General features: G+C 30.5%; 21 protein-coding genes and 1 pseudogene. 4 read left to right on the top strand and 18 right to left on the bottom strand.

The features are described from left to right. Positions 1 to 12: 12 nt before the first annotated feature. The 13 genes from N4A57_RS02395 to N4A57_RS02335 form a co-directional block, all read right to left on the bottom strand. Positions 13 to 444: a phage tail protein gene (locus N4A57_RS02395; protein WP_293655865.1), complete on the bottom strand. Its 432-nt coding sequence runs from the start codon at positions 442 to 444 to the stop codon at positions 13 to 15. 19 nt (positions 445 to 463) lie between these two features. After that, positions 464 to 628 carry a DUF6760 family protein gene (locus N4A57_RS02390; RefSeq protein ID WP_293655863.1) on the bottom strand — a complete coding sequence of 55 codons (165 nt, stop codon included), beginning with the start codon at positions 626 to 628 and terminating at the stop codon, positions 464 to 466. Between the two features lie 17 nt (positions 629 to 645). Beyond that, entirely contained in the window at positions 646 to 1,023 is a 378-nt protein-coding gene (locus N4A57_RS02385; RefSeq protein WP_293655862.1) for a phage tail assembly protein, read from the bottom strand. A 111-nt stretch (positions 1,024 to 1,134) separates the two neighbouring features. After that, entirely contained in the window at positions 1,135 to 1,563 is a 429-nt protein-coding gene (locus N4A57_RS02380) for a phage tail protein (RefSeq protein ID WP_293655860.1), read from the bottom strand. A gap of 42 nt (positions 1,564 to 1,605) precedes the next feature. Continuing rightward, positions 1,606 to 3,363, bottom strand: a complete 1,758-nt coding sequence (locus N4A57_RS02375; RefSeq protein WP_330671426.1) for a phage tail sheath subtilisin-like domain-containing protein — start codon at positions 3,361 to 3,363, stop codon at positions 1,606 to 1,608. 10 nt (positions 3,364 to 3,373) lie between these two features. Further along, positions 3,374 to 4,156 (bottom strand): hypothetical protein, encoded by a 783-nt coding sequence (locus N4A57_RS02370; protein ID WP_293655859.1) that lies wholly within the window; start codon positions 4,154 to 4,156, stop codon positions 3,374 to 3,376. Between the two features lie 4 nt (positions 4,157 to 4,160). Continuing rightward, complete coding sequence (locus N4A57_RS02365; protein WP_293655857.1) at positions 4,161 to 4,751, bottom strand: DUF4255 domain-containing protein; 591 nt, start codon at positions 4,749 to 4,751, stop codon at positions 4,161 to 4,163. 3 nt (positions 4,752 to 4,754) lie between these two features. Then, entirely contained in the window at positions 4,755 to 6,917 is a 2,163-nt protein-coding gene (locus N4A57_RS02360) for an ATP-binding protein (RefSeq protein ID WP_293655856.1), read from the bottom strand. Positions 6,918 to 6,935: 18 nt separating this feature from the next. Continuing rightward, complete coding sequence (locus tag N4A57_RS02355; protein WP_293655855.1) at positions 6,936 to 7,415, bottom strand: hypothetical protein; 480 nt, start codon at positions 7,413 to 7,415, stop codon at positions 6,936 to 6,938. Continuing rightward, positions 7,387 to 9,717 carry a hypothetical protein gene (locus N4A57_RS02350; protein ID WP_293655853.1) on the bottom strand — a complete coding sequence of 777 codons (2,331 nt, stop codon included), beginning with the start codon at positions 9,715 to 9,717 and terminating at the stop codon, positions 7,387 to 7,389. The genes N4A57_RS02355 and N4A57_RS02350 overlap by 29 nt, the downstream gene beginning before the upstream one ends. Before the next feature lie 182 nt (positions 9,718 to 9,899). After that, positions 9,900 to 10,286: a DUF4280 domain-containing protein gene (locus N4A57_RS02345; RefSeq protein WP_293655851.1), complete on the bottom strand. Its 387-nt coding sequence runs from the start codon at positions 10,284 to 10,286 to the stop codon at positions 9,900 to 9,902. A gap of 12 nt (positions 10,287 to 10,298) precedes the next feature. Continuing rightward, positions 10,299 to 11,024: a hypothetical protein gene (locus N4A57_RS02340; protein ID WP_293655849.1), complete on the bottom strand. Its 726-nt coding sequence runs from the start codon at positions 11,022 to 11,024 to the stop codon at positions 10,299 to 10,301. Between the two features lie 13 nt (positions 11,025 to 11,037). Beyond that, complete coding sequence (locus N4A57_RS02335) at positions 11,038 to 13,824, bottom strand: HAMP domain-containing protein (protein ID WP_293655847.1); 2,787 nt, start codon at positions 13,822 to 13,824, stop codon at positions 11,038 to 11,040. 266 nt (positions 13,825 to 14,090) lie between these two features. Here N4A57_RS02335 and N4A57_RS02330 point away from each other — a divergent pair, with 266 nt between their 5' ends. The 4 genes from N4A57_RS02330 (at position 14,091) to N4A57_RS02315 (ending at position 20,536) form a co-directional block, all read left to right on the top strand. Further along, complete coding sequence (locus N4A57_RS02330; protein WP_293655845.1) at positions 14,091 to 15,746, top strand: CAP-associated domain-containing protein; 1,656 nt, start codon at positions 14,091 to 14,093, stop codon at positions 15,744 to 15,746. Positions 15,747 to 16,078: 332 nt separating this feature from the next. Beyond that, positions 16,079 to 17,221, top strand: a complete 1,143-nt coding sequence (locus N4A57_RS02325; protein ID WP_293655843.1) for an ABC transporter substrate-binding protein — start codon at positions 16,079 to 16,081, stop codon at positions 17,219 to 17,221. Positions 17,222 to 17,238: 17 nt separating this feature from the next. After that, positions 17,239 to 19,584 (top strand): MFS transporter, encoded by a 2,346-nt coding sequence (locus N4A57_RS02320; RefSeq protein WP_293655841.1) that lies wholly within the window; start codon positions 17,239 to 17,241, stop codon positions 19,582 to 19,584. Between the two features lie 259 nt (positions 19,585 to 19,843). Further along, on the top strand, positions 19,844 to 20,536 hold the full coding sequence (locus N4A57_RS02315; RefSeq protein WP_293655840.1) for a hypothetical protein: 693 nt from the start codon (positions 19,844 to 19,846) through the stop codon (positions 20,534 to 20,536). A gap of 246 nt (positions 20,537 to 20,782) precedes the next feature. On the opposite strand, the gene N4A57_RS02310 is transcribed toward N4A57_RS02315, so the two are convergent. From N4A57_RS02310 to N4A57_RS02290, 5 genes and pseudogenes are all read right to left on the bottom strand, one after another. Beyond that, the gene (locus tag N4A57_RS02310) at positions 20,783 to 21,304 is read right to left on the bottom strand and encodes an NUDIX hydrolase (protein ID WP_293655838.1); all 522 of its coding nucleotides are present in this window, start codon (positions 21,302 to 21,304) and stop codon (positions 20,783 to 20,785) included. A 293-nt stretch (positions 21,305 to 21,597) separates the two neighbouring features. Beyond that, positions 21,598 to 22,290: a hypothetical protein gene (locus tag N4A57_RS02305; protein ID WP_293655837.1), complete on the bottom strand. Its 693-nt coding sequence runs from the start codon at positions 22,288 to 22,290 to the stop codon at positions 21,598 to 21,600. A gap of 181 nt (positions 22,291 to 22,471) precedes the next feature. Continuing rightward, on the bottom strand, positions 22,472 to 22,927 hold the full coding sequence (locus N4A57_RS02300; protein WP_293655836.1) for a hypothetical protein: 456 nt from the start codon (positions 22,925 to 22,927) through the stop codon (positions 22,472 to 22,474). A gap of 145 nt (positions 22,928 to 23,072) precedes the next feature. Further along, positions 23,073 to 23,549 carry a GNAT family N-acetyltransferase gene (locus N4A57_RS02295; RefSeq protein WP_293655835.1) on the bottom strand — a complete coding sequence of 159 codons (477 nt, stop codon included), beginning with the start codon at positions 23,547 to 23,549 and terminating at the stop codon, positions 23,073 to 23,075. Between the two features lie 686 nt (positions 23,550 to 24,235). Continuing rightward, positions 24,236 to 24,521 (bottom strand): annotated as a pseudogene (locus N4A57_RS02290) (hypothetical protein); the annotation flags it as partial.

The following is a 24,521-nucleotide window of genomic DNA, read 5'->3' as shown; positions in this document are numbered from 1 at the left end:
AAGAATTTTTTACTAATTATTTTCCCTCATACCCTCATGGGTAATTTCTATTTTTTCAATCATCATATTGCTACTCATGGCATCTAGATCTGAGGCTTCCCACTTCACTGGATATCCGCCAAAGAAATCCCAACGTCTTACTGAATTTCCCCTTTGATCATATAGAATTATTGAGAAGTTCTTCTTAATAATAATTCCCTCTTTTATTTGGTTAAACCAATTCATTAGCTCTGTCGAATTAGTCATTCCCCTTTCTAGTACCACATTAGAGTATTTAGTTCTTACAGGTAGTTGATGGACAAAATGGTTCATTCCACCTTCTTCATAAGTTTCAACTTCTACTTCCTGTGCTATGGCAGATACTTTCATAAAACTTGCCTCTTGAATTCCTTCTATTTCTATGGCAAATGAAAAACTTCCAACGGGCATATTTTTTTTATCCACATAATCACCTATCTTTTACTTAGAATACATCAAATATATTTTTCTTTTCCTTTTCTCCGTTTACATTTCTATTTATTTTAGATATTTCTTCGCACCACTTTTTTCTCTCCCTATGTTCTAATTCCATTATTTCCTTGTGGGACCAATGGAAATAATAGGCTATAAAAGCCATTTCTTCTCTCAATTTCTTTATAGGATACCTTACGATCCTACGCTCTCCCCCAAAAAATCCATACTCACATCAAATCGCTCACTACAATGGGGACATGTAACTCTAATATTTGGGTTTTCCAATTGATTTATTCTACTATATAGTTCTTGTAAATATCCTAAATCTACTGTAAATAAGTTTTCAATCACACCCGTATCTATCTTAGATAATGTTCCTAAATTAGTTATTACTCTAGATAAAAGTACTATGGTTAAATAACTAGGATTTTGTTGTACTCTAGGGTCTCTCATAGGAACTATTTCATCTGCTGCAGTGGCAAGTCTCATTATCCCCTTTTTATGAAGATTACCTTCCTTATCCACATAACCTCTAGGTAGTGTAAATTCATATTCCGTTTGAAATGTCATCTTATACTCCTCCTCTTTATATTTTTAAATAATATTAAAGTAACAGATAACAGTTAACTGCCTTAATATAAAGCTTACATATAACCAATTATCTGTTACTATATATTTGATTTAAGCAGTTCTTTTTAAGCCTTCATGTGCTAATTCCATAGACTCAATTGCAACTTCTGAACCTGTTGAATTAAAGTCTGGTGCCGTGTATTTAACAGGCCAAGCTTCTACTATTTCCCAAGTAGCTAGGGGACTTCCATCTTCTCCTAATGCTATTATTGTAACTACCTTTCTTTCTACTTTTCCCTCTACACAATCTTTAATCCAATTGTATAATTCCATGTCATCTGTAACACCATGTTTAAGGGTAATGTTACTGTACTTAGAAAGTCCTGGAAGTTTATATGGAGTAGTTGGGTCATCTCCTTCTCTATACTCAATAGTATCAATTGATATTTCAAAACCTGTTACTTCACTAAATCCAGCTTCAGCTCCACCAACTGAAACTTTATATCTAAAATTTCTAATAGGGTCTTTTCTGTCAGACATATATATACCTCCCTTTGTTATTACTTATTTAGAAATTAATATTTATTCTCCACCGCTTTCAGAAGTAAATTGAGTAAATCTAAAGATTACAAACTCAGCTGGTTTAACTGGAGAAACTCCGATAACACAAATTAATCGTCCATTGTCAATATCATCTTGGGTCATTGTGGTTCTGTCAATTTTTACAAAGTATGCATCACCAGGTGCATTACCAGCAAGTGCACCAGTTCTCCAAACACCTGTCAAGAAGTTATCTAGACTTCTCTTTACCCTTGCCCATAATTCTTCATCATTAGGCTCAAATACTACCCAATCAGTACTACGCTTTACAGATTCCTCAAGGAAGATAAATAATCTTCTAACGTTTATGTATCTCCAAAGTGGATTTGAGCTAAGAGTTCTTGCACCCCATACTCTTATACCTTGTCCCGTAAAGAATCTAATTAAGTTAACACCTATTGGGTTTAGGATATCTTGCTCACCCTTATTGTATTGACAATCAAGGGCCACGCATGCTCTTACTATTTCATTAGCTGGAGCTTTGTGTACTCCTCTAGTGTTATCAGATCTTGCAAAGATACCAGCAATAGATCCAGATGGAGGAATAGGAATATTTCTTTTATCCATTGGGTCAAATACTTTTAACCATGGGTGGTATAATGCACCATAGCTTGTATCAAACATGTTTCTATATTCCTTAATGTCATTTACCTTCTTAGTTTCCCTAGGAATATCTAAGATAGCAAATCTGTTGCTTTTAAGTTCACAGTGAGCTAATAAATCTAGTTGTACAGCTGGAATAGTTATTCCTGGTACAGCCATAATGCTTACTTCTTCATTGTCGATAAATGATTTAATACCAGTACGCTTACCCGGCCCTAAATCTTTACCCATGAAATCAGCAGCTGAAATATTAGCCATTGATCCATCATTACCACCTGATAATTCAATCCAGAATTTAGAGTTTGTATCTTCTCCTCCTGCAATTTTATCAAATGGTGTAGCCATATCACCTATTTCATCTAGGTTACAAGATAATTTTATTAAGCTTGATTTATTTACCTTTTTGTCTATAAAGTTAGCTCCAATTGGATTTAAAGATAACTTTTCATAAATTTCAACTTCATCTCCATATGCAACTTGTAAATCAAATTCTGCTGTAGATAAAAGTTTTTGTGGTAAAATATTAGTGTCAACCACATCACCTTCTAGTGAAACATCTAAAGTAAGTAAATTTTGTTGTGCCATAACAATCTTTCTTACTTGCTTTTCTTCACCATCAGTAAAAGTTACAATGTCACCATCATTAAATCCAATACCGCTTTTAACTCTATATTGAGCTGGACTTAACATTTCAAGGATTTGTGTTTTAGCTTTGCTAGAAGGTGTAACTAAAATTCTAATTCTGTCTCCCCAAGTTCCAGGGTTTTTAGCCTCAAGTTTTATAAATCCTAAAGAATCATTTATTGCTGACTTAGCATCTTCTGGTGCAACTCTCATTACATATGCTCTACTTCCTCCATTTATAAAGAAGTGTTCTACGGCATAAGATAAGAATCTATATTCACCGAATTGATTCTCTGATAAATATGAGCCAAACTTTCTTTGGAAATCTGCAAAGCTAGTTACAAGTTCTGGTAACCCCTCTGCTTCTCCCCTTTGGGCAAGTCCAATAAATCCTGCCGTTGATGTACTTACTCCAGCTACTGGAACTCCACCACTTTCAAATTCTTCAACATATACTCCTGGTGATAAATATTCTGGCATACGAGCGGTTTCTTCAATCTTTAAAGAAACCATTCCCCCCTTTCTATATTGTTATAATTCCTAGATTAAGAAGATTGCCTTCTACTACTTGGGCATTCACCTCCTTTAAATGACCTTCATGAAAAATGTGAAAGGTTATATTCACCTTGCTTTTTAGCAAATTCTTAAAGTACACAATAACATTACCATCTTCATCACTCTTAGTTATGAAACCTCTAGAGATTTTCAAGTCCCTTTTATGGTCATAATTTATAGGTGAATCTAATAAATAATAGCCCTTATCTTCCTTTAAGACCTTTATATACTCACTTTTGTCTGGTTCTTCTTCCTTTAGATAGAGTATATCTCCAGGCAAGGGAGCATCACAAAATTTTTTTACTTTCACTTTTTCATGACCACTTTTCACTTCTTCAAGGATTTGTCCCTCGTAGTAGTTTTTAGTGTCTATAAAAGCTTTTATTATTCCTAAATTTATAGGAATTTTATTTAAATCTACTACTTTAAATTTTATAATAGTAGAATCTTCTCTTAAAAAATAATTAGGTTTTGTCTTCAATCTTATATTTATTATTGGATCTAATAGGTCTAATTTGGTCGTATCTATTTCTATAGTTTCATTAAAATATATTTGAGACTTTATATTTACTTTATAGATTCCATCTTCTAGGTTAGTAAATACATAGTATCCTCCACTTTTTTTTATGGGTTTTTTAGGCATATTATTAAAATATACTTCTATGCCATTCATTATGGGATTCCAGGTATAATCATGAAAAATTCTTATGACTACACTTACTTTTTTTCTTATTATGCTGCCTATTTCCATATGATTATCTCCTATCTTTTCTCATGATAGAGATTTTAGTATCAACGACTCTCTTAGCCTCTTTGATCCTTGTAGAGTCTATTAAAACAGGGCCTACCCGATAAGCTATAGATAAGTTATAGGGAACATCATTAAAATTCCAAATTCTCATCATTTCATCATAGGATAAATTCTTTGTCTGAATCCTTATATCTTGATCTGATCCCTTTAGACTACCTGCTAAATCATTTCCCCTTAAAATAGCATTATCATAAAGTACTTGAATTGCTCTTCCTAAGATTTTATGTTCATCTAAGGCTTTAGATTTTAACTCTGCCGTTGAATAGGCCGTTAATAGATAGTATAAGTTAAAGGATATGGGCGGATATCTTAAATTTCCATCGGGTAATTTAATCATCTCAGTTTGTCTAAACTCTCCAGATTCTTCTATATTGTATAGATACAGGGTAAGTTGAAAATCTCCCTTGTCTGCTGGAGAACAAAGACCTATGTTTTCTTTTTTGTCTATAGGTTCAGGTACTAGATTTTCTTGAAGCAATTTTACTAGGCTTGATCCCACATCTGCTATAGCTGTATATGCCGGAATAGTAATCACCCCCTAATTCATATCTAATAAATATCTATATTCTCCTAAGTCTTCTTTCAATAGGAGTTTATCCATCTTTTGAAGTTCATATTTTGCAGCATGTATTATATGTTTCATTGATATATTTTCCCTTTCACTAGATGCTAAAAATGCCCCATAAACTATTATGTTCTTTATATTACCTCCAGCCACCTCAAAGGTATTGGCTAAAAAATCATAATCTATATCCTCATCCACTGGAGCACTATCTGGCATCATTATTTCCCATATGTTTTTCCTTGACTCTGAATCGGGAAAAGGAAAATTTACTATGAAATTTATTCTTCTTAAAAAGGCCTTATCAATGTTCTTTAAAAAGTTAGTAGTAACCATTGTTATTCCTTCATACTCTTCCATCTTCTGAAGTAAATATGATGTCTGAATATTGGCATATCTATCATTAGAACTCTTAACATCACTTCTTTTACCAAATAAAGCATCCCCTTCATCAAAGAATAATATGGCATTTGAAAGACTAGCTTCTTCAAATATCATATGAAGATTTTTTTCTGTCTCTCCCACATATTTACTTACCATCTGGGATAAATCTATTCTATACAATTCTAAATTTAATTCATTGGCCATAACCTGAGCAGACATGGTTTTACCCGTCCCTGGAGGACCTGCACATATGATAGATAGACCCTTTCCATAGGCTACTTTCTTTCCAAATCCCCATTTATCATATACTTCATATCTATTTTTCACTTGATTACAAGCATCTATGAGTAACTTTTTTTCTTCTGGTGGCAATATTAATTGATTCCATTCATAAGTTACATTAACCTTTATGGCCTTCTCAGTAAGTTTATTGTTAACCTGTTCATAGCATGATTTGTATATGGCACTATGCCTATCTATGCTAGTTAAAAATTTAGACTTTATTCCCTTTATGGAATCTCTTATTTCCATTGGAGTAAAATTAAATTTAGTTGCCAATTCACTTATATGTAAGCCTTCTATATTATATAATCTAGAGTATATACTCCAAATTTCTTTTCTTTCTTCATATGTAGGTCTTTTCATAGGTATAACTATCACTGAATTCTCACTAAAATATTTATTCTGTATATACTTATCTTCACTTAGTATAAATATGGGCTCTAATACATATTCCATCATCTTAAAAAAATCTTTTATGGCAATTTCTTTATTATCTACATCATTTAATATATGAAAATTGTCAAAGCCTATGGCACCATCCCTTAGTATACCTTCCCTTATGACACCTTTAACAAACTCCTTTAGACACACATCTGACTCCATGGCCATCTTTATATCTCCTATTATTAAGTCTTTCCTTATTCTGCTACAATAGGCCCTGACTAAATATTTTTTTCCTACCCCCTTAGGTCCATGTACATATACAAATAGGTTCTGAGAATCATTTATCTCATCTAGTATAAAATTGTTCACTGCACCATTTATCATTTGTAGGTTTTGTTCTTGGGAAGATGATTCTATAAGGGATCTATCTTTCCCATATAGCAATACAAAATCTTCTATTTCAGAATCTATTTTGTCATTTTCCAGGATATAATCGATTATCCTATCATGAATAATTAATTCACTACCTAAAAAGGTTTCCCCCCTATGGGGCCTTTCCTCTGATAATATGAATAATTTAAATAAACTATTATCCTTTGTCTTATTCATAAATTTCAATCTTTCCATAGGGTCTAAATTAATTAATTTCAAAGCAATATCCATAGATGGCCTTTTTTTATTTATATTATCCTGTATATATCCAAATATTTTTTCATATTTGGGATCTATTTCCACACAAATACCTATTAATAATAGCTCTTTCTCTATATGGTCTAAGTTAAAGATTTCCCATACCTTTTCAAAATTTAATACTATATTTCTATATTTAGTTTCAAGTAATTTAGTATCTATATCTAACGTTAACTTGTGAATTTTTTTATCTATTCTAGTACTTTTATTTTCCTTTAGATTATTTTCTTCTAGTATATTTTCAACCTCTTTTTCACTTATGGTAAGACCCTTAAAAGGATTTAAATTGGTCTCCTTTATATCTTCTAATACTATATACCTGTGAATCCTTAAATCTAAAAGTTTCAATAAATCTAATATATATTCACATGAATTCCTATAGAATTTAGGTTTTTCCATTATTCTAACTCCTAATTTTTATAGTTCTTTAAGCCACCTTGTGTCAAAACCAGTTTTTACACTTCCCAGGATCTTTAAATTGTCTGGTAAGTCTTCCTCTTGTTTTACATTTAATCCATACCAAGTCTGGGTATTAACAAATATATTATCCCTATCTTCCTTTGATTTTTTCGTTAGGTATCCTATAATTTCTTTTTTGTCTAACTCTATTGCCAATTTTAGAACACTTACTAATTTAGGATCTAATCTAAGTTCTATTTCTATGGATTTATTTTGTTCAAAGGAATGTCTAAAATTTTGTCCCAGAGTTTCTTTATATAGATTGAATAATTCATTAGTAATTATATATTTATAAGTATTGCAATCTACACTTATAGTAATATTTACCCTTTCCCCATTTATGGTACACCCTATTATTTCAGATTTTAAATTCTTTCCAAATTCATCATTCCAATTTAGTATGGTCATTTTATATGGATACTCCTTCCTTAAGAGCACTTAATCTTTCTTTTGGATTTTTTCCCTTTCCAATGGCTTTTGTTAAATTTTCCATATCGTCTCCAGTACTCCAGCTAGCTAACCTTCTAGATTTTTGTAGTGAAATTCCTCCAAGGAATAGGTCTAATGATAACTCATTCTCAGAATTCAGAGAAAATGTTATATTTCCCTTACTTCCCCTTTTCCATTCATATTCAACCCCCATAGCAAGGGAACTTCCCGAATCTGCAATTTGGGTACTTTGGCCATTTACAGGACTATCCACTTCCCCAATTTTACTGGCTAGAGTATTTTCTGTATCCACCATGGCATTTATTTGCTCTGTTATATCTGAAGATACAATTCCAATTTCAGACCCAACCCTTGCAGCTTCATCGGATAGGGGATCTATTTTCTTATTTTTCCTATTTTTATAAGCTTCATAGACCTTCTCTATGTTAACTTTTGCACTTTTTAGATGGAGTATTATATCCTGTATTATTTTAGTTGCCATTTGAGATTTATCTCCACCATAGGCCCCTCCTAGGGACATATTTAGCCCTATAGTGACATTTTGGATAGTTGAGCCCCTAAGGCCTAAGGATGCTTCCATTCCAACACCTGCCACAGAACCTTCTATCTTAAGCTTTTCAATCATATCTCCCTTAGACTTTTGTCCTAAAAATTTGTGTCCTTCTATTTTTCCAAGGCGTCCTTTCCCATTTCCCTTTTCAAAACTTGTCTTAGAATATTGCCGCATGGCAGAGGCAGATGCACTTATACTTCCCCCCACTGATCCTCCTATGTCTGCACCGAATCCCAAATCAGATCCTATACTAGCAGAACTATCTGCACTTCCTCCAAATAGGGTCCTTTCCATCATACCTCCATAAGCATCTGCTTCCTTATCCTTTCCTTCTCCAGTTCTTCCACCCATTCCCCAGATAGCATCTGTCATGTGGTGATTAACTATTTTGGATTCTCTAAACTGTCTATAGAGTACATAGGATAAAAGCATGGATAAATGTTCAGCCGATTGGCCCTTTACTTGTAAAAATCCGCCTAACTCTCCGTGTATATTGGCTATTCCCACTCCTCCTCCAGCACCTACGGCTGCTCTAAATTTAGCCGTTACATATCCATCATCATCTCGCTCCACATTGCCAGATAATTTAAAGAATATATATGCAGGAGAATTAGGAATTGGTATGCTTATTGTGCCAGAGGCTGATGCACTATCTCCTGGATGGGGCACTACTCCTACTAGTGGCCTTGTAAATATTAATAATCCTTTATTTACATTTGTTGCTTCTATATGATTTTCCTCTATTTTGTCTTTTATACCATCTTTTCTCTCTTCTAAACTAACCCCTTGTCCATCGTATATATAGTCCCTAGCCTTACTATAATCTGATGTATTTTGAAAATTAACCTTATTTTTTTCTTCTTTTCCATTCAATTCTTTTATGATAATGCTTCTTCTACTCTCAGCCTTAATCTCAGCTTTCTTTAATATTTCATCAATCTTTTCCTTAAAAACAGCTACTCCCATAGAAGGAGCCCTGTTCTTTACCGCCTCTAATGCCTTACCTTCCGCCAAATCAAGTGCCGTCACATGGGAAATTCCCATTTCCTTTGACCTTAAGTAATTCATCCTAAAACTCCACTTGTAAGCACCTATTGTTCTATGCTCAATCTCATCCTTAAAATCATTTTCATATTGGGAGTATATTTCATCACATGTACTATTACTTTCCCTATTTAACCTCTCTTCCACATCTCCTTTTACCATGGAATATAAACTATTTTTTAAAAACATGGTCCTTAAGGCTGTAGTATCTTTTAACTCATCCTTAGCCAATTGTCTTTCCTCATCGTTTGCAAAATTTGAACTTCCATCTATCTTTTGGAATTCCTTATCTAGATACTCATCTTTCTTAATATCCACCTCATGTCTAGCCCAATCTCTCCCCTGACCCTTAAGGTGAGTTCTCATATCATATCCAATTTTATCCGATTTATATTTTCCTACAACACCACCATTACAGCCAAATATTCTTTTTGTACTATGGGATACATTGAGATAAAAGGAATTTTTACATGCCTCTTTTCCCGATTGAATATTACCTTCAATTTTTTTCTTTACATAATCATCTTTCAAGTATTCTCCCATTTTAATCACATCTAGTTTTTTCCTATTAGTCATAGCTAATTGATTATTTTTAACTCCTTTTCCTTTAGGACTTTTGGTTTGGCCATTTCCTTGAATTTTATTATTTCCAGTTTTATTTTGTACATTTTTCTTGGTAGTTGTTACAGGCATATTATCACTCCATTCTAAGGCATATGAAAGAAATAAACTAGTCAGTTCTCTGAGGAATTTCGATTATTTTCAAGGCATGGTAAGGGAGTATATTAAACATATGTTAGCGATCCATAACGAAGAAAATAATTCAAATAACCAGTGAAATGACTGATTTATTTTTTGAATATGCCTAAACCCTTTTACGGAATCATTGTTTGCATTTGACTGGGTTGAACTATTTGTATTATTCCTCCCCACATACACATTAACTTTGAAGTATTATTTAAAGCCGGTTTATTTCCTATTAATACACTAGGACATCCAGGTGCCCAAGGTGCAGTGGTATTTGGAATACATGGCATGGGGGTTAGTACTCCTAAGGCAGCTGTGGTTGCTGCTGCCACCGTTGGATTTGATAGGGACATACACATGCCAAAGGGCAATATGTTTACCATGGGTTTATTATCCATTATAGTGGCTGCAGGAGTAGTAGCCATGACCTTATTAGTTGGAAGAACCATAAGTGTCCCTGGGGCTTGTCCAAATGAACATTGAATCATGGCTCCATTGGTGACTAAAAAACCCATGAGTTTTTCCTCCTATCTGCCTTCTATAGCCTTTAATATTATTTCCTTTTGTTTTTTTACATGTCCATTATATTTAAATAAGTCTGATAGATTACATCCAGATGATATTAAAAAGTTTTGCACCTTCATATATTGTGATATGACCTCATTATTGCCCTCATAGTTTGGAAGGGCCATTATCATTTTAATTATATAGTCCACTTCATTTCTATGTTTTTTCTCATCCATTTTCATTAATTTATCGTCTAATTTTACCTTTTCTTCTCTTTTATCTAATCTAGGGTCATAGGATTTGAAGAAATTCACCATTTGAACAAGACCCTTTATGTCCTTATTCATACTTTCAGCTCTTATGCCTGGTTTTATGGTATTATTATGGTCTACAGAAAACCTTCCACTTTTTATAGCTTCACTACTAGCTAATGTATTTTCATAGGATAATCTCTTAAAGTCTTCTATTTCCCTTTTAGACTCCATAGTTTCATTATTATTTCCCCCATGGTCATAGGTTATTAACTCAGCCACATTAGGGCTTTTTTTATTCAATTGTAAATCTCCAAGTTCCTTTAATAAAAGCTCTGCTTGCTTATTTCCAATTTTATTTTGTAATTTGTATATACTATCTGGTGTAATGGTAGATAAATTTATATTTTGTTGTTTTAAATATCTTTTATTAGATTTTTTCCTTTTAGAAGAATCTTTTATTTTTAGTCTTTTCTTTGGATTGTATATATGCATATGTATCAACCTTCTAAACTTTTAGACTTTCATTCCAATCTTTATCTACACCATTTCTATATTTGTCATCACTTTGATAGAAATATTCTCTAGCTCCATTGTCCTCCATATTTTTATCTAGTATTTCTACAAATCCACTTCTAGCATCATAAAACTTACCAACCTTAAAATTTTTAACGGAAGTTTCAAATAAATCTTTACTTTTATCCTTAAATTGCCTCATTTCTTTTTTATCTGCATCATATATATCGTATAACTCAATAGTTTCTTCCCTATCTGACATACTTATATTTCCTAAACATCTGTGTAGATAAGTTTTATCCTTAATATCCTTCATTACTTCATCAGTTATAATTATATTAGCCCAAAGTTTTTTGGCCTTTTGTCTCATAAGACCAACTAAATTTGCACTATCTGATACAATACTACTTTGTAATCTTTTCTCTTCACCAATTATGCCTATTAATATGGGTCCCTTATGGATGGCAATCCTAATATCTCCAACAGGAAGGTTGTTACTTTTGTATATATTGTATTTATGGACTTCACTAATAATATCCTTACCAGCTTCTACGGCATCCTGGCCGTTTTGTGGAAATATGGCCACAACTCCCTTATCAAGATATTTTTCTATTACTCCATTATGTTTTCTTATGATTGGACCTATTATCTTTAAATATTCATTTATTAGCTTAAAGCTCTCTTCAGCACTAATTTTTTCTGATATTTTATAGAAATCTTCAATTGCTGCATTTAAGATGCACATATTAAATTTTTTATGTTCTCCTAAGGTTATTTCATTGACAGATTCTTTATCTAATATTTGAAAAATCTCTTGAGGAACAAATCTATAGTAGTCATTACTAAGTTCGGTTATATCATCTATATATTCTCTTATGTTGCTAGTCATATTGTTAAACGCATCTGATAAATCTTCTATCTCATCTTTAGAATTTATCCTTAATTGAGTATCTAAATTACCTGCTGACACTTCCTTAACAGTCTTTGTAAGTTCTCCTAATGACCTTAAAATTATATAAGTTATAAACACCACTGCAAACACTATAAGTAGGGTTGTAATCATTATTCCAACTATACTCTTTGTAAAAAACTTCATGTCTAAATTCTTTCTATAGCCTTCATAATACATTCCTATTTGATAAATTCCAGCCACTTTTCCTAAGCTGTTATATATAGGTTTCATAGTAAATATATATTTTTCACCAGTTCCTACTGCATCTACTACAGCACCCCTTGATGCAGCCCAAAAATATTTGTTATCACCCTTTGAAAATCTTGGATAATATAGCTTAAAGTTATTTTCAGAATCAAGAATCTTATAGGACTGATTATTTTCAATTTTATCTATTACTACATACATACCCTTTACATCTTCCATATGGTCCATATCTGATATTTTTGTTAAGTTATATAATTCCTTATACCTATGAGGATCCATGGGCTCATATAGATCTATTGAATCTATTAAATCCCCTAGGTAAAATGGATTTTCATATTTTTTTTCTACTAACTCTATCTTTCTATCTATTATTTGATTAAATTCATGAAATTTGCCACTTTGTATTTCATTTGAAAATTCTCCAAATCCCCCTACTACAGTTTTCAATACGAATATAAGCATTCCTATAAGAATGATCGGAATAAGTAACATTAATTGTTTAAAAACTATGTATACTTTATTTTGAAATACATATACATATAAAAATCTAATAGCGTAAATTATTAAAATTAACACTGATAAATAGGAAATCAAAACTATATACTTTTTCCTAATTATTTCCTTAGAATAGGTCAACTTTTCTATTGGAATTTTAGAGTAATTTTCCTTGTATATACTGTCAACCTGATTTTTATTAGAAGCACTAGAAATAAATCCATATCCATTATATCTATCTAATTCCACATTTCTTTCTGTTAAAGTCTCTATATATACATGTTTTTTTCTGTTGAATCTTATTTTTCCAATAACCTTATTTTCTTTCAAATAATCCTTTAAAAAAACCATGTTCATTTTTTTATCTATTATTCCAAACCTAGAATCATTAGTGTCAAAATAAATTTGTCCAGGTTCACTTCCTATTATGTCTATAATCTTAAAGTCCATTTCATCTACAGGAATATCCATTATTTTTTTTATGGCATTTTCATAGTAGTATAAGGTAATCTTTTTATTTATCTGATGATAAAAATATACTCTACCCTTTTCAAAGTTTAAATTTTTTATAAAGCCCTTACCATAAGGTGCCTCTGGAAATACCTTTCCTTCATAGGATTTTTTAAAAATCATTCCCAAAAATTTACCCTTTTCTGAATATTTATTAATTCCTTCTTCTACTATTTTAGAGTTGTATCTATCATATTTACTCCATTGAATGTACATATGCCCTTTATTATCACTAACTGCCTGTACCATCTTACCCATGTGCTTTGGCCAATGGATCATTGTAATAATTTCACCCTTATCATTCACCTTATATAGGTATTCTTGGGATGTATCTAAATAGAAAGATCTCATTTCTTCCTTTCCATTTTTAATAGGTTTATTATAAAAATTTATTATATCCATGCTAGTTTTATTCAGTTTTCCATAATAATAGGTATTTTGTTCACTATCTGTCCATAGATCCTTTAGTTGAATTTTGTCATGGTTAATATCTTTTACACCATATCCTGTTAAAGTTACGGGTTCATTTAGAAAATAACTATAATCCCACAAAAGAAAAAGGGAACCTATTATGACAAGTATTAATATACAAAAGAAACCAAGGTGCTTTTTCATCCTTCCTTCTCTCCTTATTATATTTATTAATATATGTACTATTAATGAATATACTTTTCGAATTTTCCGATAATTCTCTTTAAAAATAAGCTCTTTTTATTGAATATAAAATAAACTTATTGTATCATATTTTTATAGATAGTATTTTTCTACATTTTATTCCATGGTTTTACATTCTTTTTAACTATTATAGCACCAAAAGAAAAAAAAGAAAAGTTTGTCATTTAATCAAATCTTTCAAGAAACTAATTAAGAGAGGTATTATTATGAACAATAAAATTTTTGTACAACTTCAAATTATTATTAATACCATTCTTAGACCCCTAAGACAAAAAATATATGTGGTGATTCGGCGAATATCAAGGGGGCCTTATACTTTACTTCGTAGATTAGCTTCTAAAATAGTTAACCTTACTAGAAAAAGGGAAGCATCTATTAAAGACTATATTCGATTTAGTAACAATTATTATTTATCTAAAAGATTAATTTTAATATTAATTTTAATCTTAATATTGGCCTTATTTTTAGGATACAATTTTTATCGAGGAAAAATAGTACCCGTTGTTACATTTTATGAGACAGAAGAAATTTCTTATACGGGCATGGTCAAAATATATGATAACCATGTTGATAAAAATCTAGTTTATAAGGGTAGTTTGAACGAGGGATTTTATTCAAACCAGGGGGAACTTTATTACCCAGATAAAAAATTAAAATATAAAGGTTCCTTCCAAAACAATGAATTTAACGGTATTGGCACCTTATATAATCATGAAGGGAAAATCCTATACAAGGGAATGTTTTCTAATGGGATTTTCGAAGGAAATGGAAAAGAATACTACCCTAATGGAAATTTAAAATATCAAGGAAATTTTGCCAATGGTATTTTTAATGGTAATGGTATTTTATACGATGATAAAGGAAAGCTCCTTTACCAGGGTAATTTTACAAATGGAACATATGATGGTATAGGTAAAAAATTAGGTTCTGATGGGTCTATTTTAGTAGATGGTTCATTTTCTAATGGAAATTTAAACGGCTTTGGTAAAACTTTTTATGCTAATGGAAATATTACATATGAGGGTAACTTCCTAAATGGTAAATACCAGGGTGAAGGTAAACTCTACTCCCTAAATAAAAAGTTAGTTTATAAGGGATACTTCAAGGATAACCTATACGATGGTGAAGGTGAATTATATGATAAGGATGAAAATCTAGTCATTAGTGGAACCTTCAAAAAAGGTCACATTACGGGAGCTGGGAAGGAATTTTTCCCTTCTGGGAAATTGAAATATGATGGACAGTTTAAAGATGGCCTATATGATGGTGAAGGTTTATTATATCTAGAAACCAATGAAGATACTCCTTTGTATGAGGGATCATTAAAAAAAGGCCTTTATCATGGTAATGGAAGCCTTTATTATGAAAATGGCCAACTAAAATATGAGGGTCAATTTACTGATAATCTGTTCAATGGAATTGGAAATCTTTATGATGAAAATGGACATATGTTGTATAGGGGATATTTCAGGTATGATACCCCATATGTTCAAGATTTCTTATTTAAAACAGACAAGAATCTTAAAGAGGTTTTAGGTGATCCAGATGAGATCATTCCAGATGTTAATGGTTTAAATCATCTCCATTATAACAATTATAATTTAATATTTTCTATTGAAAATAATCAGGTTACACAAATAAGGATTAAATCCCCATTAACTATAGATGAAATTAAAGTGGGAATGACAGAACAAGAGGTAAAAGATATTTTAGGGGAACCTAATGAATTTCATCCTCTATTTACTAGTGATTCAAATGAAAATACCTATTATGGACTTTATTTCTATGAAGTCTATAATATAAAAGTAATGTATGATACGGTTCATCATGAAGTTAAATATATTGAATTAATAGGTAAATAATTTTTCAGTAATTATAGATTTCGTATTCATAAACTTGCTTTATGTGAGCCTACTTCAGGAAACTATTGAAAATTTTTTCCACCCAAGTCTCTATCACAAGCAAAAGTGTGAATCTTCGTAGATAGGTTCATAAGTCATGTTGGAGTAGCATAGGATGTTGTGACGTTCCAGGGTTCCAAAAATTTTCAATATATTTACCTTCGTAGGCAAGTTACTGTATAAAAACAGCTTTAATTGATAAATCTATAATCTTATTGTTTAATTCTACTAAAATTTAAGTCATTGATCTTAAGATCAATGATTTAAATATTTGAGGGAGGTCTTAAAATCATATGAAAAACAGGGTTATAACCATGCTTATATGGATAATTATAATTTCTTTATTTCCATTTTACTCCTATGGAATTGAAGATTTGAGTCCAAAACTTAATAATAGTTCAAAATTTAAGATTGCCTATTGTGAAAACGAACCTTATTTCAATTACACAGGAACCCTTTATGGAATCATTAAGGGCCTTTATGAATTAGGTTGGATAAAAACTTTAAATGGCCTTCCCTATGTGCCTGGTGATGAGGATTCAGAAAAAATTTGGAAATGGTTATGTACCAATGATGTTAGCGATTATATAGAGTTTGTGGATGAGGGATTTATTAGGCTTATAGATATAGAGCATGAGGATAGGAATTATATAATAAATGAAAAATTAAAAAATAATAAAGTAGATTTATTAATATCCATGGGAACAAAAGCAGGAAAATACACTAGGGATAATGTTAATAATACTCCCATAATGGTTTTTTCATCAAGTAACGCCCTTAGGTCTAAAATAATTGCATCCATTGAAGATTCTGGAAAGGATAATATTTGGGCCCACATGGATCCAGATAGATATAATAGACAATTGAAGGTTTTTTATGATTTGTTCAAGTTTAAAAGATTAGGTATAGTCTATGAAAATACAAATATAGGTAAAACCCTATCAGCTATTGATACTGTGAAAGAATTTGCCCATGAGAATAATATCCAATTAGTTGAGGGTTTTGTAGCAGAAGCCAAATCAGATGATGATATTCTTAGATATGAAAAAGAGTTAAAGGAAGCTTATGATAAAATTTCTAAAGAAACAGATGCCTTTTACTTAACCGTTGGCAGTCGAAATGTTAAAGATACTCATATGTATTTAGATCCTTTCTATAAAAATAAAATCCCTGTATTTTCACAAGTTGGCCCTACGGAAGTAAAGGAAGGGGCTTTACTATCCGTATATAGGTATAATTATGATGGAATTGGAAGATTTGGAGCTGATAGAATTATACAAGTCTTAAAAGGAGCTAAACCTAGATATTTATCTCAAGTATATGGGGATACTCCTAGTATTAGTTTGAATTTGGAAGTTGCAGATAAAATAGATTATAAAATTCCCTTTCAAGTCCTTTTAATATCTGATATTATTTACAAAAAAATAGCTGATTAAATAGGGAGGAGACCATTATGAATCATGAAAATTTAAGAAAACATTTATTTAGATCCACTATAGTATTAATAATTGTAGTCTTTTCCTTAACAGGTTTTATGAATATTAACTCCTTTGAAAAAAAATATACAGACTCTCTCATCTCCACCAATGTAATTCACGGAAAAAATTTCATTCGTAAAACAGAATACTCTATCAGATACGGAAAAAACATAGATAGTTTTTATGGTATGAATAAATTATTGGGAGATTGGTTAAAAAAACAAGATAATACACTTGGAGCTCGTATTATAACCAATGATAATAAAGTAGTATATGAATCCTTCATAGATAAAACTTATCCATTTCCTAATGAATTAAGAAAGTTGAATAACTTTAATGGAGGGGAAGTTTATAAGTCTAAGTTATACAAAAACAACTACCATATAATGGTTCCCATAAGGGATGTAAATAGTAATTGGATTGGAACCTTTGAATATTTTTTCCCTAAAAGTGTCATAACTAATGTGATTACTTCCTTCAAAAATAAGCTATTAGGTTTATTAGTAATATGCTCCCTATCAGCCCTAATCCTATTAAAAATATATACATCAAAGGGTAATTTTTTTAATCCTACAAGGGGAATAAAAAAATCTAAACTAATAATATCTTTATTATTAATAATAGGAATCATTCAAATATTTTATGTTTTCTTAAGCTATAATCTATTTAATAATGCCTATATGCACATATCTAAACAAAATGCCCTTAATGCCTCTCAAACTTTAAAAAGGGATATTCAAAAGGTTATAAACAAGGGTGTTTCCTATGAAAATCTCCATAATTTAGAAGATCATATGGATGAAACAGTTAATGTAGTTCCTCAAATAGAGTCTATCAATTTAGTTGGTGGTAAAAGATCCTATAAAAGTGGTCTTAATAACATAGAAAACGAATTTCTAATAAATATACCCCTTATAAAAGATATTAATGGTACTACAGGTAATTTAGATATAAGAATTTCTAAAGAATATATCATGTCTAGCCTTAAGGAAATATTTCTAGATACCTTCACTTTATTTGTAACTTCATTTTTATTTTTAGTTGAGTTCATATTCTTTTTGATTTTATATGTTAACAAAAAATTTCAGGCCCATTCAAATAACAAGGTAGAAGTAAATTCGCTAAACTTACGTGTATTGGCCTTTATAATCTATACGGCCTCATACATGTCCGTAAGTTTTGTCCCTAAGGTAATGAAAAATTTATTAGATAAACCCATACTAGGACTATCTAATAGCTTTTTATTAAGTCTTCCCATATCCATATCCTTCTTTACAGGAGCCATATTTACCTATCTAGGCGGGAGACTTATAGATAAAATCGGTTATAGAAAAATACTTAATGTGGGTCTTTTAAATCTCCTCATTAGTTTTATTCTATCAGCTTTATCTACAAATCCCCTACTATTCATTATGAGTAGAGGAATATTTGGTATAGGATACAGTCTTACTTACATATCTATGAGGAGCTATGTTGCCAATACGCCCGGTGAAGAAATAAAAAAGCAGGGCTTTTCATCTATCACCAGTGGCATTTATGCAGGAGTTAACATTGGTGCTGCCATAGGTGCCATGTTAATGGATAAAATAGGTTATAAAAAAGTATTCATATTATCAGCACTATTTCTACTTATGAGCTATATGGTAATTAATATGTTTTTCGAAAAAGAGCAAACTATAGAAGATAGGCATAAGATTAATAGGCCTACTTCGGAAGGAAACTTGTTATCATTGTTGAGGAACTTAGACGTTATAGGTTTTTTCTTATTAATAAGTATTCCAATGGCCATGAGTAGCCTATTTCTAGATTTCTTTTTCCCCGTATATGCTTCGGATATGGGAATAAGCACATCAAGTATTGGACGTGCCTATCTCCTAAATGGTATATGTATTGCCTATGTGGGTCCTTTTATAACTAAATTTTTAAATAAAAGAACTACTACTAGAAATACGGTGATTTTATCTATGGTATTTGTAGGTATAAGTTATATGTCCTTTGCCCTATTTGGCTCATTTTCTGCCATGCTAATGGCATCCATATTACTAGGATTAGGAGAAGGATTTGGACTACCTTCCCATACAGAATATTATTTAAATTTAAAGGCAACGAAAAAAATAGGCAAAGGAGAATCCCTAGGCTATTATTCTAACATTAGAAAAATATCTCAAACCTTTGGCCCTCAAATATTTGCACTGGCCATAAATATGGGTTATCAAAAGGGTATCAAATATATATCTATTTTAATTCTATCTTTAGTTTTCCTATTTATAATCATAGAAAAGTCAAAGGATATTAAAAAAGTACATTTATCTAGATCTTAGTATGGATTTCGTATTTATAAAGAAACTTTATGTGAGCCTATTTTAGGAAAATATATTGAAAATCTTTTCCACCCAAGTCCTTGTCACAAGCGAAAGTGTGAATCTTCGGAGATAGGTTCATGAGTCATGTTAGAGTATCATAGGATGTTGTGACGTTCCAGGGTTCCAAAGATTTTCAATATATTTTCCCTTATAGGCAAGTTACTATATAAAAGAATTTTAAAATTAAGAAATCTATATAATAGGGGGTGGAATAAAAGTGAAATTATATGAAGGCACTTTAAAAGACAAATCAATGAATAGAGTTTATAAGTATTTCATAATGAATTTAGATGAGAAGTGGATTGATAAAATAATGGATTTACAGGAAATGTGCCTGAAGGAAATGGAAAATCCCCACTCCTATTATCCCCTAGAAATTGAGGAAGTAACCCATCTCCTTAAGGGTAATGGCTTTATCCTAGGGGCTTTGGTGGAAAATGAGTTAATAGGATTTAGGGCTATTTCATTCTTAGATGAGGAAACTGAAAAATTAGGTTCCTTGGTGGGAATAGGTCATGATAACTTAGATAAATTAGTGTTTTTTGAATCTACTGTTATACATGCTAATTATAGGGGAAATAAACTTCAAAAGACTATGATAGACATTGCCTTTAAAGAGCTTAGTAGCAACTATAAGTTCTTCGTATCCACCGTATATCCACTAAACTACGCCAGTTTAAAAAGCCTTTTACAAAAGGGCTTTCATTTAAAGAAATTAGTTTGGATATATGAAAATGTACCTAGATATATAGCCTTTAAAGAAAAGGATATTTCAATATCCTTTAATGATTATGAGCTAGTGCCTTTAGAGGACTTTAGCCTTCAGTTAAGCTATTTTAGTAGGGGATATATTGGAGTTGATTTAATGGAAGATGATAAAGGTTATTTTATTAAAATGATTATGGGTTAAACTAATGGTCAATAGAGATAAAATTAAAACCCTATGGGTTTTAAGGCATATTCAAAAAATAAATTAGTCATTTCACTGGTTATTTGAATTATTTTCTTCGTTATGGAATCCCTTACATATGTTTAATATGCTCCCTCACCATGCCTTGAAAATAATCCAAATTCCTCAGAGAACTGACTAGTTTATTTCTTTCATATGCCTAATTTTATTTATACTCCATCTAAATCAATTATGTCGTATACATTTCTACTCAGTTTTATTATTATAATTTTCTAGTTTCATTTTTAAATATTTCTTTAATGTTATAACATGCATTGGATAAAAATCATCACTATTTTCATCTAATAATCCTTTCAATTCCTCCAATGATATCCACCTAATATTCTTTGTCTCATTTGTTTCTAACAAAACTTCTCCTTTGGCTTTACAAATAAATATTTCCACCATTATAGGATAAATTCCTTCTATATTCTGACTACATGCAAAAGGACTATAATTTAACACTTTATATCCGTTAGATTGAAATATCATGGCATCTTTTTCGCCTTCAATTTCAATAACTTCTAATCCTGTTTCTTCCCTTATTTCCCGCTTTAAACATTCATAAACATTCTCAAATTCTCTAATTTTTCCTGCCGGTATCTCTATTAATCCTTGCTCCATTTGAGCATCTTCTTTATACCTCTCTTGAATCAAAATATGATCTACACCATCTATTAACTTTTCTACTATTCCTCCTGCAGCAGGTTTTGAAAATACTTCTCTCATAATATTCCTCCTACAATTCATATTCCTTATATCCTTTTATAATCTATCCTCAACTACTCTAATTATATAATAACCCTTACTTGAGATTTGTGTATAAAATTATTTTGCTTTTTAATATCAATTTTCCATTCATAAGCCTTTATTATATGCCCTTTATATTTATGACCTCTAATCCATACCATTCCCATATATAAACTATTCAGTCCTGATTTATAACTAGCTATATTAGACAATTCATCCCACATATACTTTTTGCTTATTAATAGAATTTGTTAGTACTTTTTGGTACACATTTAATATTTTTTAAACTTTTTTTCTTCCTGTTTATTAAAGAGAATAATATCCGAATCTTTTAGATCCCCTTGAAAATATGATAAATTTTTACGCTCTATTTTATCGATTACTAATAATATATTTCTTTTTTCTCTTGGGTATAGTGTATAGTACCTTATATTTTTAATTGGCTTATTCTCAAATATACCTTTTTCTATTAAATGTTTTGGTGGAATGATTTTAATTCCAAACTGTATATCTTCGTCTCCACAATTTTGTAACATTAAATTTCCCTGTATCTTTAAATATTTATCATCCTCAGTATAAAACCCATAAATACTATCATCACTGTAATAATACACTGCATCTAAACCCTTTGAAAATGACTTAACAACCTTAGTGGTGTTTATAAATATAGTTGGATAAGTAATAAATATTATAAGTAATACCCACGGTAATTTCTTTATAAATTTAGGATATATTGTTTTCAAATTATATACTACTCCCAAGTAACATAATACTGCCAATATTAATGGATATATCCCCCCATAGTGTGTTCCTAAGTTTCTCGTATCATTGGACCATGCTTTCAGCCCTAATTTTCTAAAAATAACATCTGCTACACAAACAGAGTTAGGACTATCTACTGCAAAAAATATTGCTAATAGCATAATAATAAATAATGTTATTCCAATTACTTTTCTGTTTTTCAACTAGTCTCCCCCTAAATTCTAATGATTTGTTTCAGAAGTGTTTCATAACATTCCTACTATTTTCAAACGTACCACATATGTTTCAAAATAATAGGTTATCTACAGTAGCTCCTAGAGTAATACCCTGTATCCCTCTAAGTAATTCTCTAATCCTACGCAATGTAAGAATATTATGTATTTATTATTTTGCAACCTGCTTTTGCTCTTTAAGATAAATTTCTATTTCATCATTATTTAATCTACGAATTTGAGCATTAGGACTTTCAATGTATTGTTTAGATATATAAACAGGCTTCTTATCTTTACATGACTTGTCTTTATTCTTTAATAAATAATTTTCCAAATCGTCGTTAGTATGAAAAATTTTATAAGAAATTCTATTATTTTTTCCTATAATTTCATATATTCCACAAATATCTTTGCAAATTACTTCTGCTGTTCTCAAATATAGTTTAGCAATTTCTAATGTTTTAAATGGAAAACTCCATCTATAAACACCTCGCTTATCATCTCTATCAATACATATACATCTTTCACACGTTGAACATATATATTGAGTATGTTTCACTAAACAATTCTCTGGTTTTAAAAGTGGTGTTATTCTTGGATTATCACTATAGCACTCTTTACATATCATATTACCTACCTGCTTTCTTCATAATATTCTACTATTATGTAATACCTATTTAATCTATTTTCTTTTTAGTATTTTAATATTGTAATTAACATTTTTAGGCTTATCCTAGTCCTATATGTTTTCGTAGAATCTTGATAAGCCTATGTTAGCAATTCTTATGACTTAAAACTTTACCTAAATAATAATCATCATATCCTACCATGCTAAAATCTAACATTCTGGATTCAAATTTATAATCTTGCATTATCCAAAAACAGTTTGCTATTTTATTATTTGAACTTGTTTTTACATACAATTTTCTTATTTCTCTTTCTTTAGAATAATTTTCTATATATTTAACAAGTTTTGCCCCTAATCCTTTTCTTTTATTATTCCTATCTGTTCCTAACCAAACTATCTCAGCTATGCCATTTGCCCCTTCATATGGTTCATACTTTAATACTCCAAAAACAATAATTTCGGATTGAACTTCTGTAACAAAAACTTTATACCTATTATTTCTAAAAAAATCTCCTACTACTGATTTTGCAACTTCATCCTTATTCTCCTCTCCAATCATACCTTTTACAAATCCTTCAAGTCTTTGACTATCTTCTATTTTTGCTTCCCTTATAATACTCATTGTAATTCCTCCTCTTCAATGAGATCAAATATATGATAATTTATTCATGTGCTCCAATGCTATTTTTTATTGTCTTTTAATTAAATAGTATTATCTTTATTCTAACGTATTTAGGCCTTATATATCTCTACAGTTTTTGGGTCACTACTCAAATATTCTAATCTTTCTTCAGTTCTTTTAATATCCTTATCCATCAACTCCTTTAAAGTCTAATCAGAAATGGATATTTATTTTTTGATATATTATAATTTTTAACCAATTGAATTTGTTCAAATCCCTTTTTAATCATCATAATGCCCCTTCATTAATTAACTCTATAATTGTATTTTTCTAATATATTTACAATAAATATATAGGCATAAGATGAATACTGTCGTTGATACAAGTGATTTAATCAATGGGTTTGCATCAAGCAGATAGATCTTATACTTTGCCAATATGTAGAATACTATAATTATTAATGTGAGTAATTTTCGTTTTTTCAACCCCATGTCCCCCTATTTTCACAATTCAAATTTTTATTTAGAATGCCTGTCCAATGGTAAGAGCATTCTCTATTGCCCTGTATGGTTTGTTTAACCTGACAAAAAGATATGTCAGTAGATGTTCATCCATTATATTTAGGCTTCCTGTTATCCTATGTTTTCTTATAGGATTAATAGGAAGCCTTTGTTATACGCAATACTTTATTTATTCATAATTTCAAGTATTTTTTCTTCTGATAATTCTGTTAAAATCTTAATTTTTTCTATTTCCATTCCTATTTGCAACATATTTTTAACAATTTCTATTTTACCTTTTTCTATACCTTTTTCTATACCTTTTTTCTCAGCTGTCTTTATATCTGCGCTATATATTCTAAGTCTTTTTAAATCATTTTCATATATTTCTCTTTCTTCTTTATTCAGTGACATGATATCTAATTTTTCAATTGCCTTTTTTATGGTTATTTCTTCTTCTAATTCTTTTGGT

The sequence above is a fragment of the Anaeromicrobium sp. genome (assembly GCF_025210435.1).
Lineage (GTDB): Bacteria > Bacillota > Clostridia > Peptostreptococcales > Thermotaleaceae > Anaeromicrobium.
The sequence above is the reverse complement of the archived record's forward strand: the minus strand, read 5'-3'. Positions and strand labels throughout refer to the sequence as shown.

Excerpts from the sequence above, each read along its gene's own strand:
- N4A57_RS02385 (WP_293655862.1), bottom strand. The coding sequence starts at position 1,023 with ATGACATTTCAAACGGAATATGAATTTACACTACCTAGAGGTTATGTG.
- N4A57_RS02380 (WP_293655860.1), bottom strand. The coding sequence starts at position 1,563 with ATGTCTGACAGAAAAGACCCTATTAGAAATTTTAGATATAAAGTTTCA.
- N4A57_RS02375 (WP_330671426.1), bottom strand. The coding sequence starts at position 3,363 with ATGGTTTCTTTAAAGATTGAAGAAACCGCTCGTATGCCAGAATATTTA.
- N4A57_RS02370 (WP_293655859.1), bottom strand. The coding sequence starts at position 4,156 with ATGGAAATAGGCAGCATAATAAGAAAAAAAGTAAGTGTAGTCATAAGA.
- N4A57_RS02360 (WP_293655856.1), bottom strand. The coding sequence starts at position 6,917 with ATGGAAAAACCTAAATTCTATAGGAATTCATGTGAATATATATTAGAT.
- N4A57_RS02350 (WP_293655853.1), bottom strand. The coding sequence starts at position 9,717 with ATGCCTGTAACAACTACCAAGAAAAATGTACAAAATAAAACTGGAAAT.
- N4A57_RS02345 (WP_293655851.1), bottom strand. The coding sequence starts at position 10,286 with ATGGGTTTTTTAGTCACCAATGGAGCCATGATTCAATGTTCATTTGGA.
- N4A57_RS02340 (WP_293655849.1), bottom strand. The coding sequence starts at position 11,024 with ATGCATATATACAATCCAAAGAAAAGACTAAAAATAAAAGATTCTTCT.
- N4A57_RS02335 (WP_293655847.1), bottom strand. The coding sequence starts at position 13,824 with ATGAAAAAGCACCTTGGTTTCTTTTGTATATTAATACTTGTCATAATA.
- N4A57_RS02330 (WP_293655845.1), top strand. The coding sequence starts at position 14,091 with ATGAACAATAAAATTTTTGTACAACTTCAAATTATTATTAATACCATT.
- N4A57_RS02325 (WP_293655843.1), top strand. The coding sequence starts at position 16,079 with ATGAAAAACAGGGTTATAACCATGCTTATATGGATAATTATAATTTCT.
- N4A57_RS02320 (WP_293655841.1), top strand. The coding sequence starts at position 17,239 with ATGAATCATGAAAATTTAAGAAAACATTTATTTAGATCCACTATAGTA.
- N4A57_RS02310 (WP_293655838.1), bottom strand. The coding sequence starts at position 21,304 with ATGAGAGAAGTATTTTCAAAACCTGCTGCAGGAGGAATAGTAGAAAAG.
- N4A57_RS02300 (WP_293655836.1), bottom strand. The coding sequence starts at position 22,927 with ATGATATGTAAAGAGTGCTATAGTGATAATCCAAGAATAACACCACTT.
- N4A57_RS02295 (WP_293655835.1), bottom strand. The coding sequence starts at position 23,549 with ATGAGTATTATAAGGGAAGCAAAAATAGAAGATAGTCAAAGACTTGAA.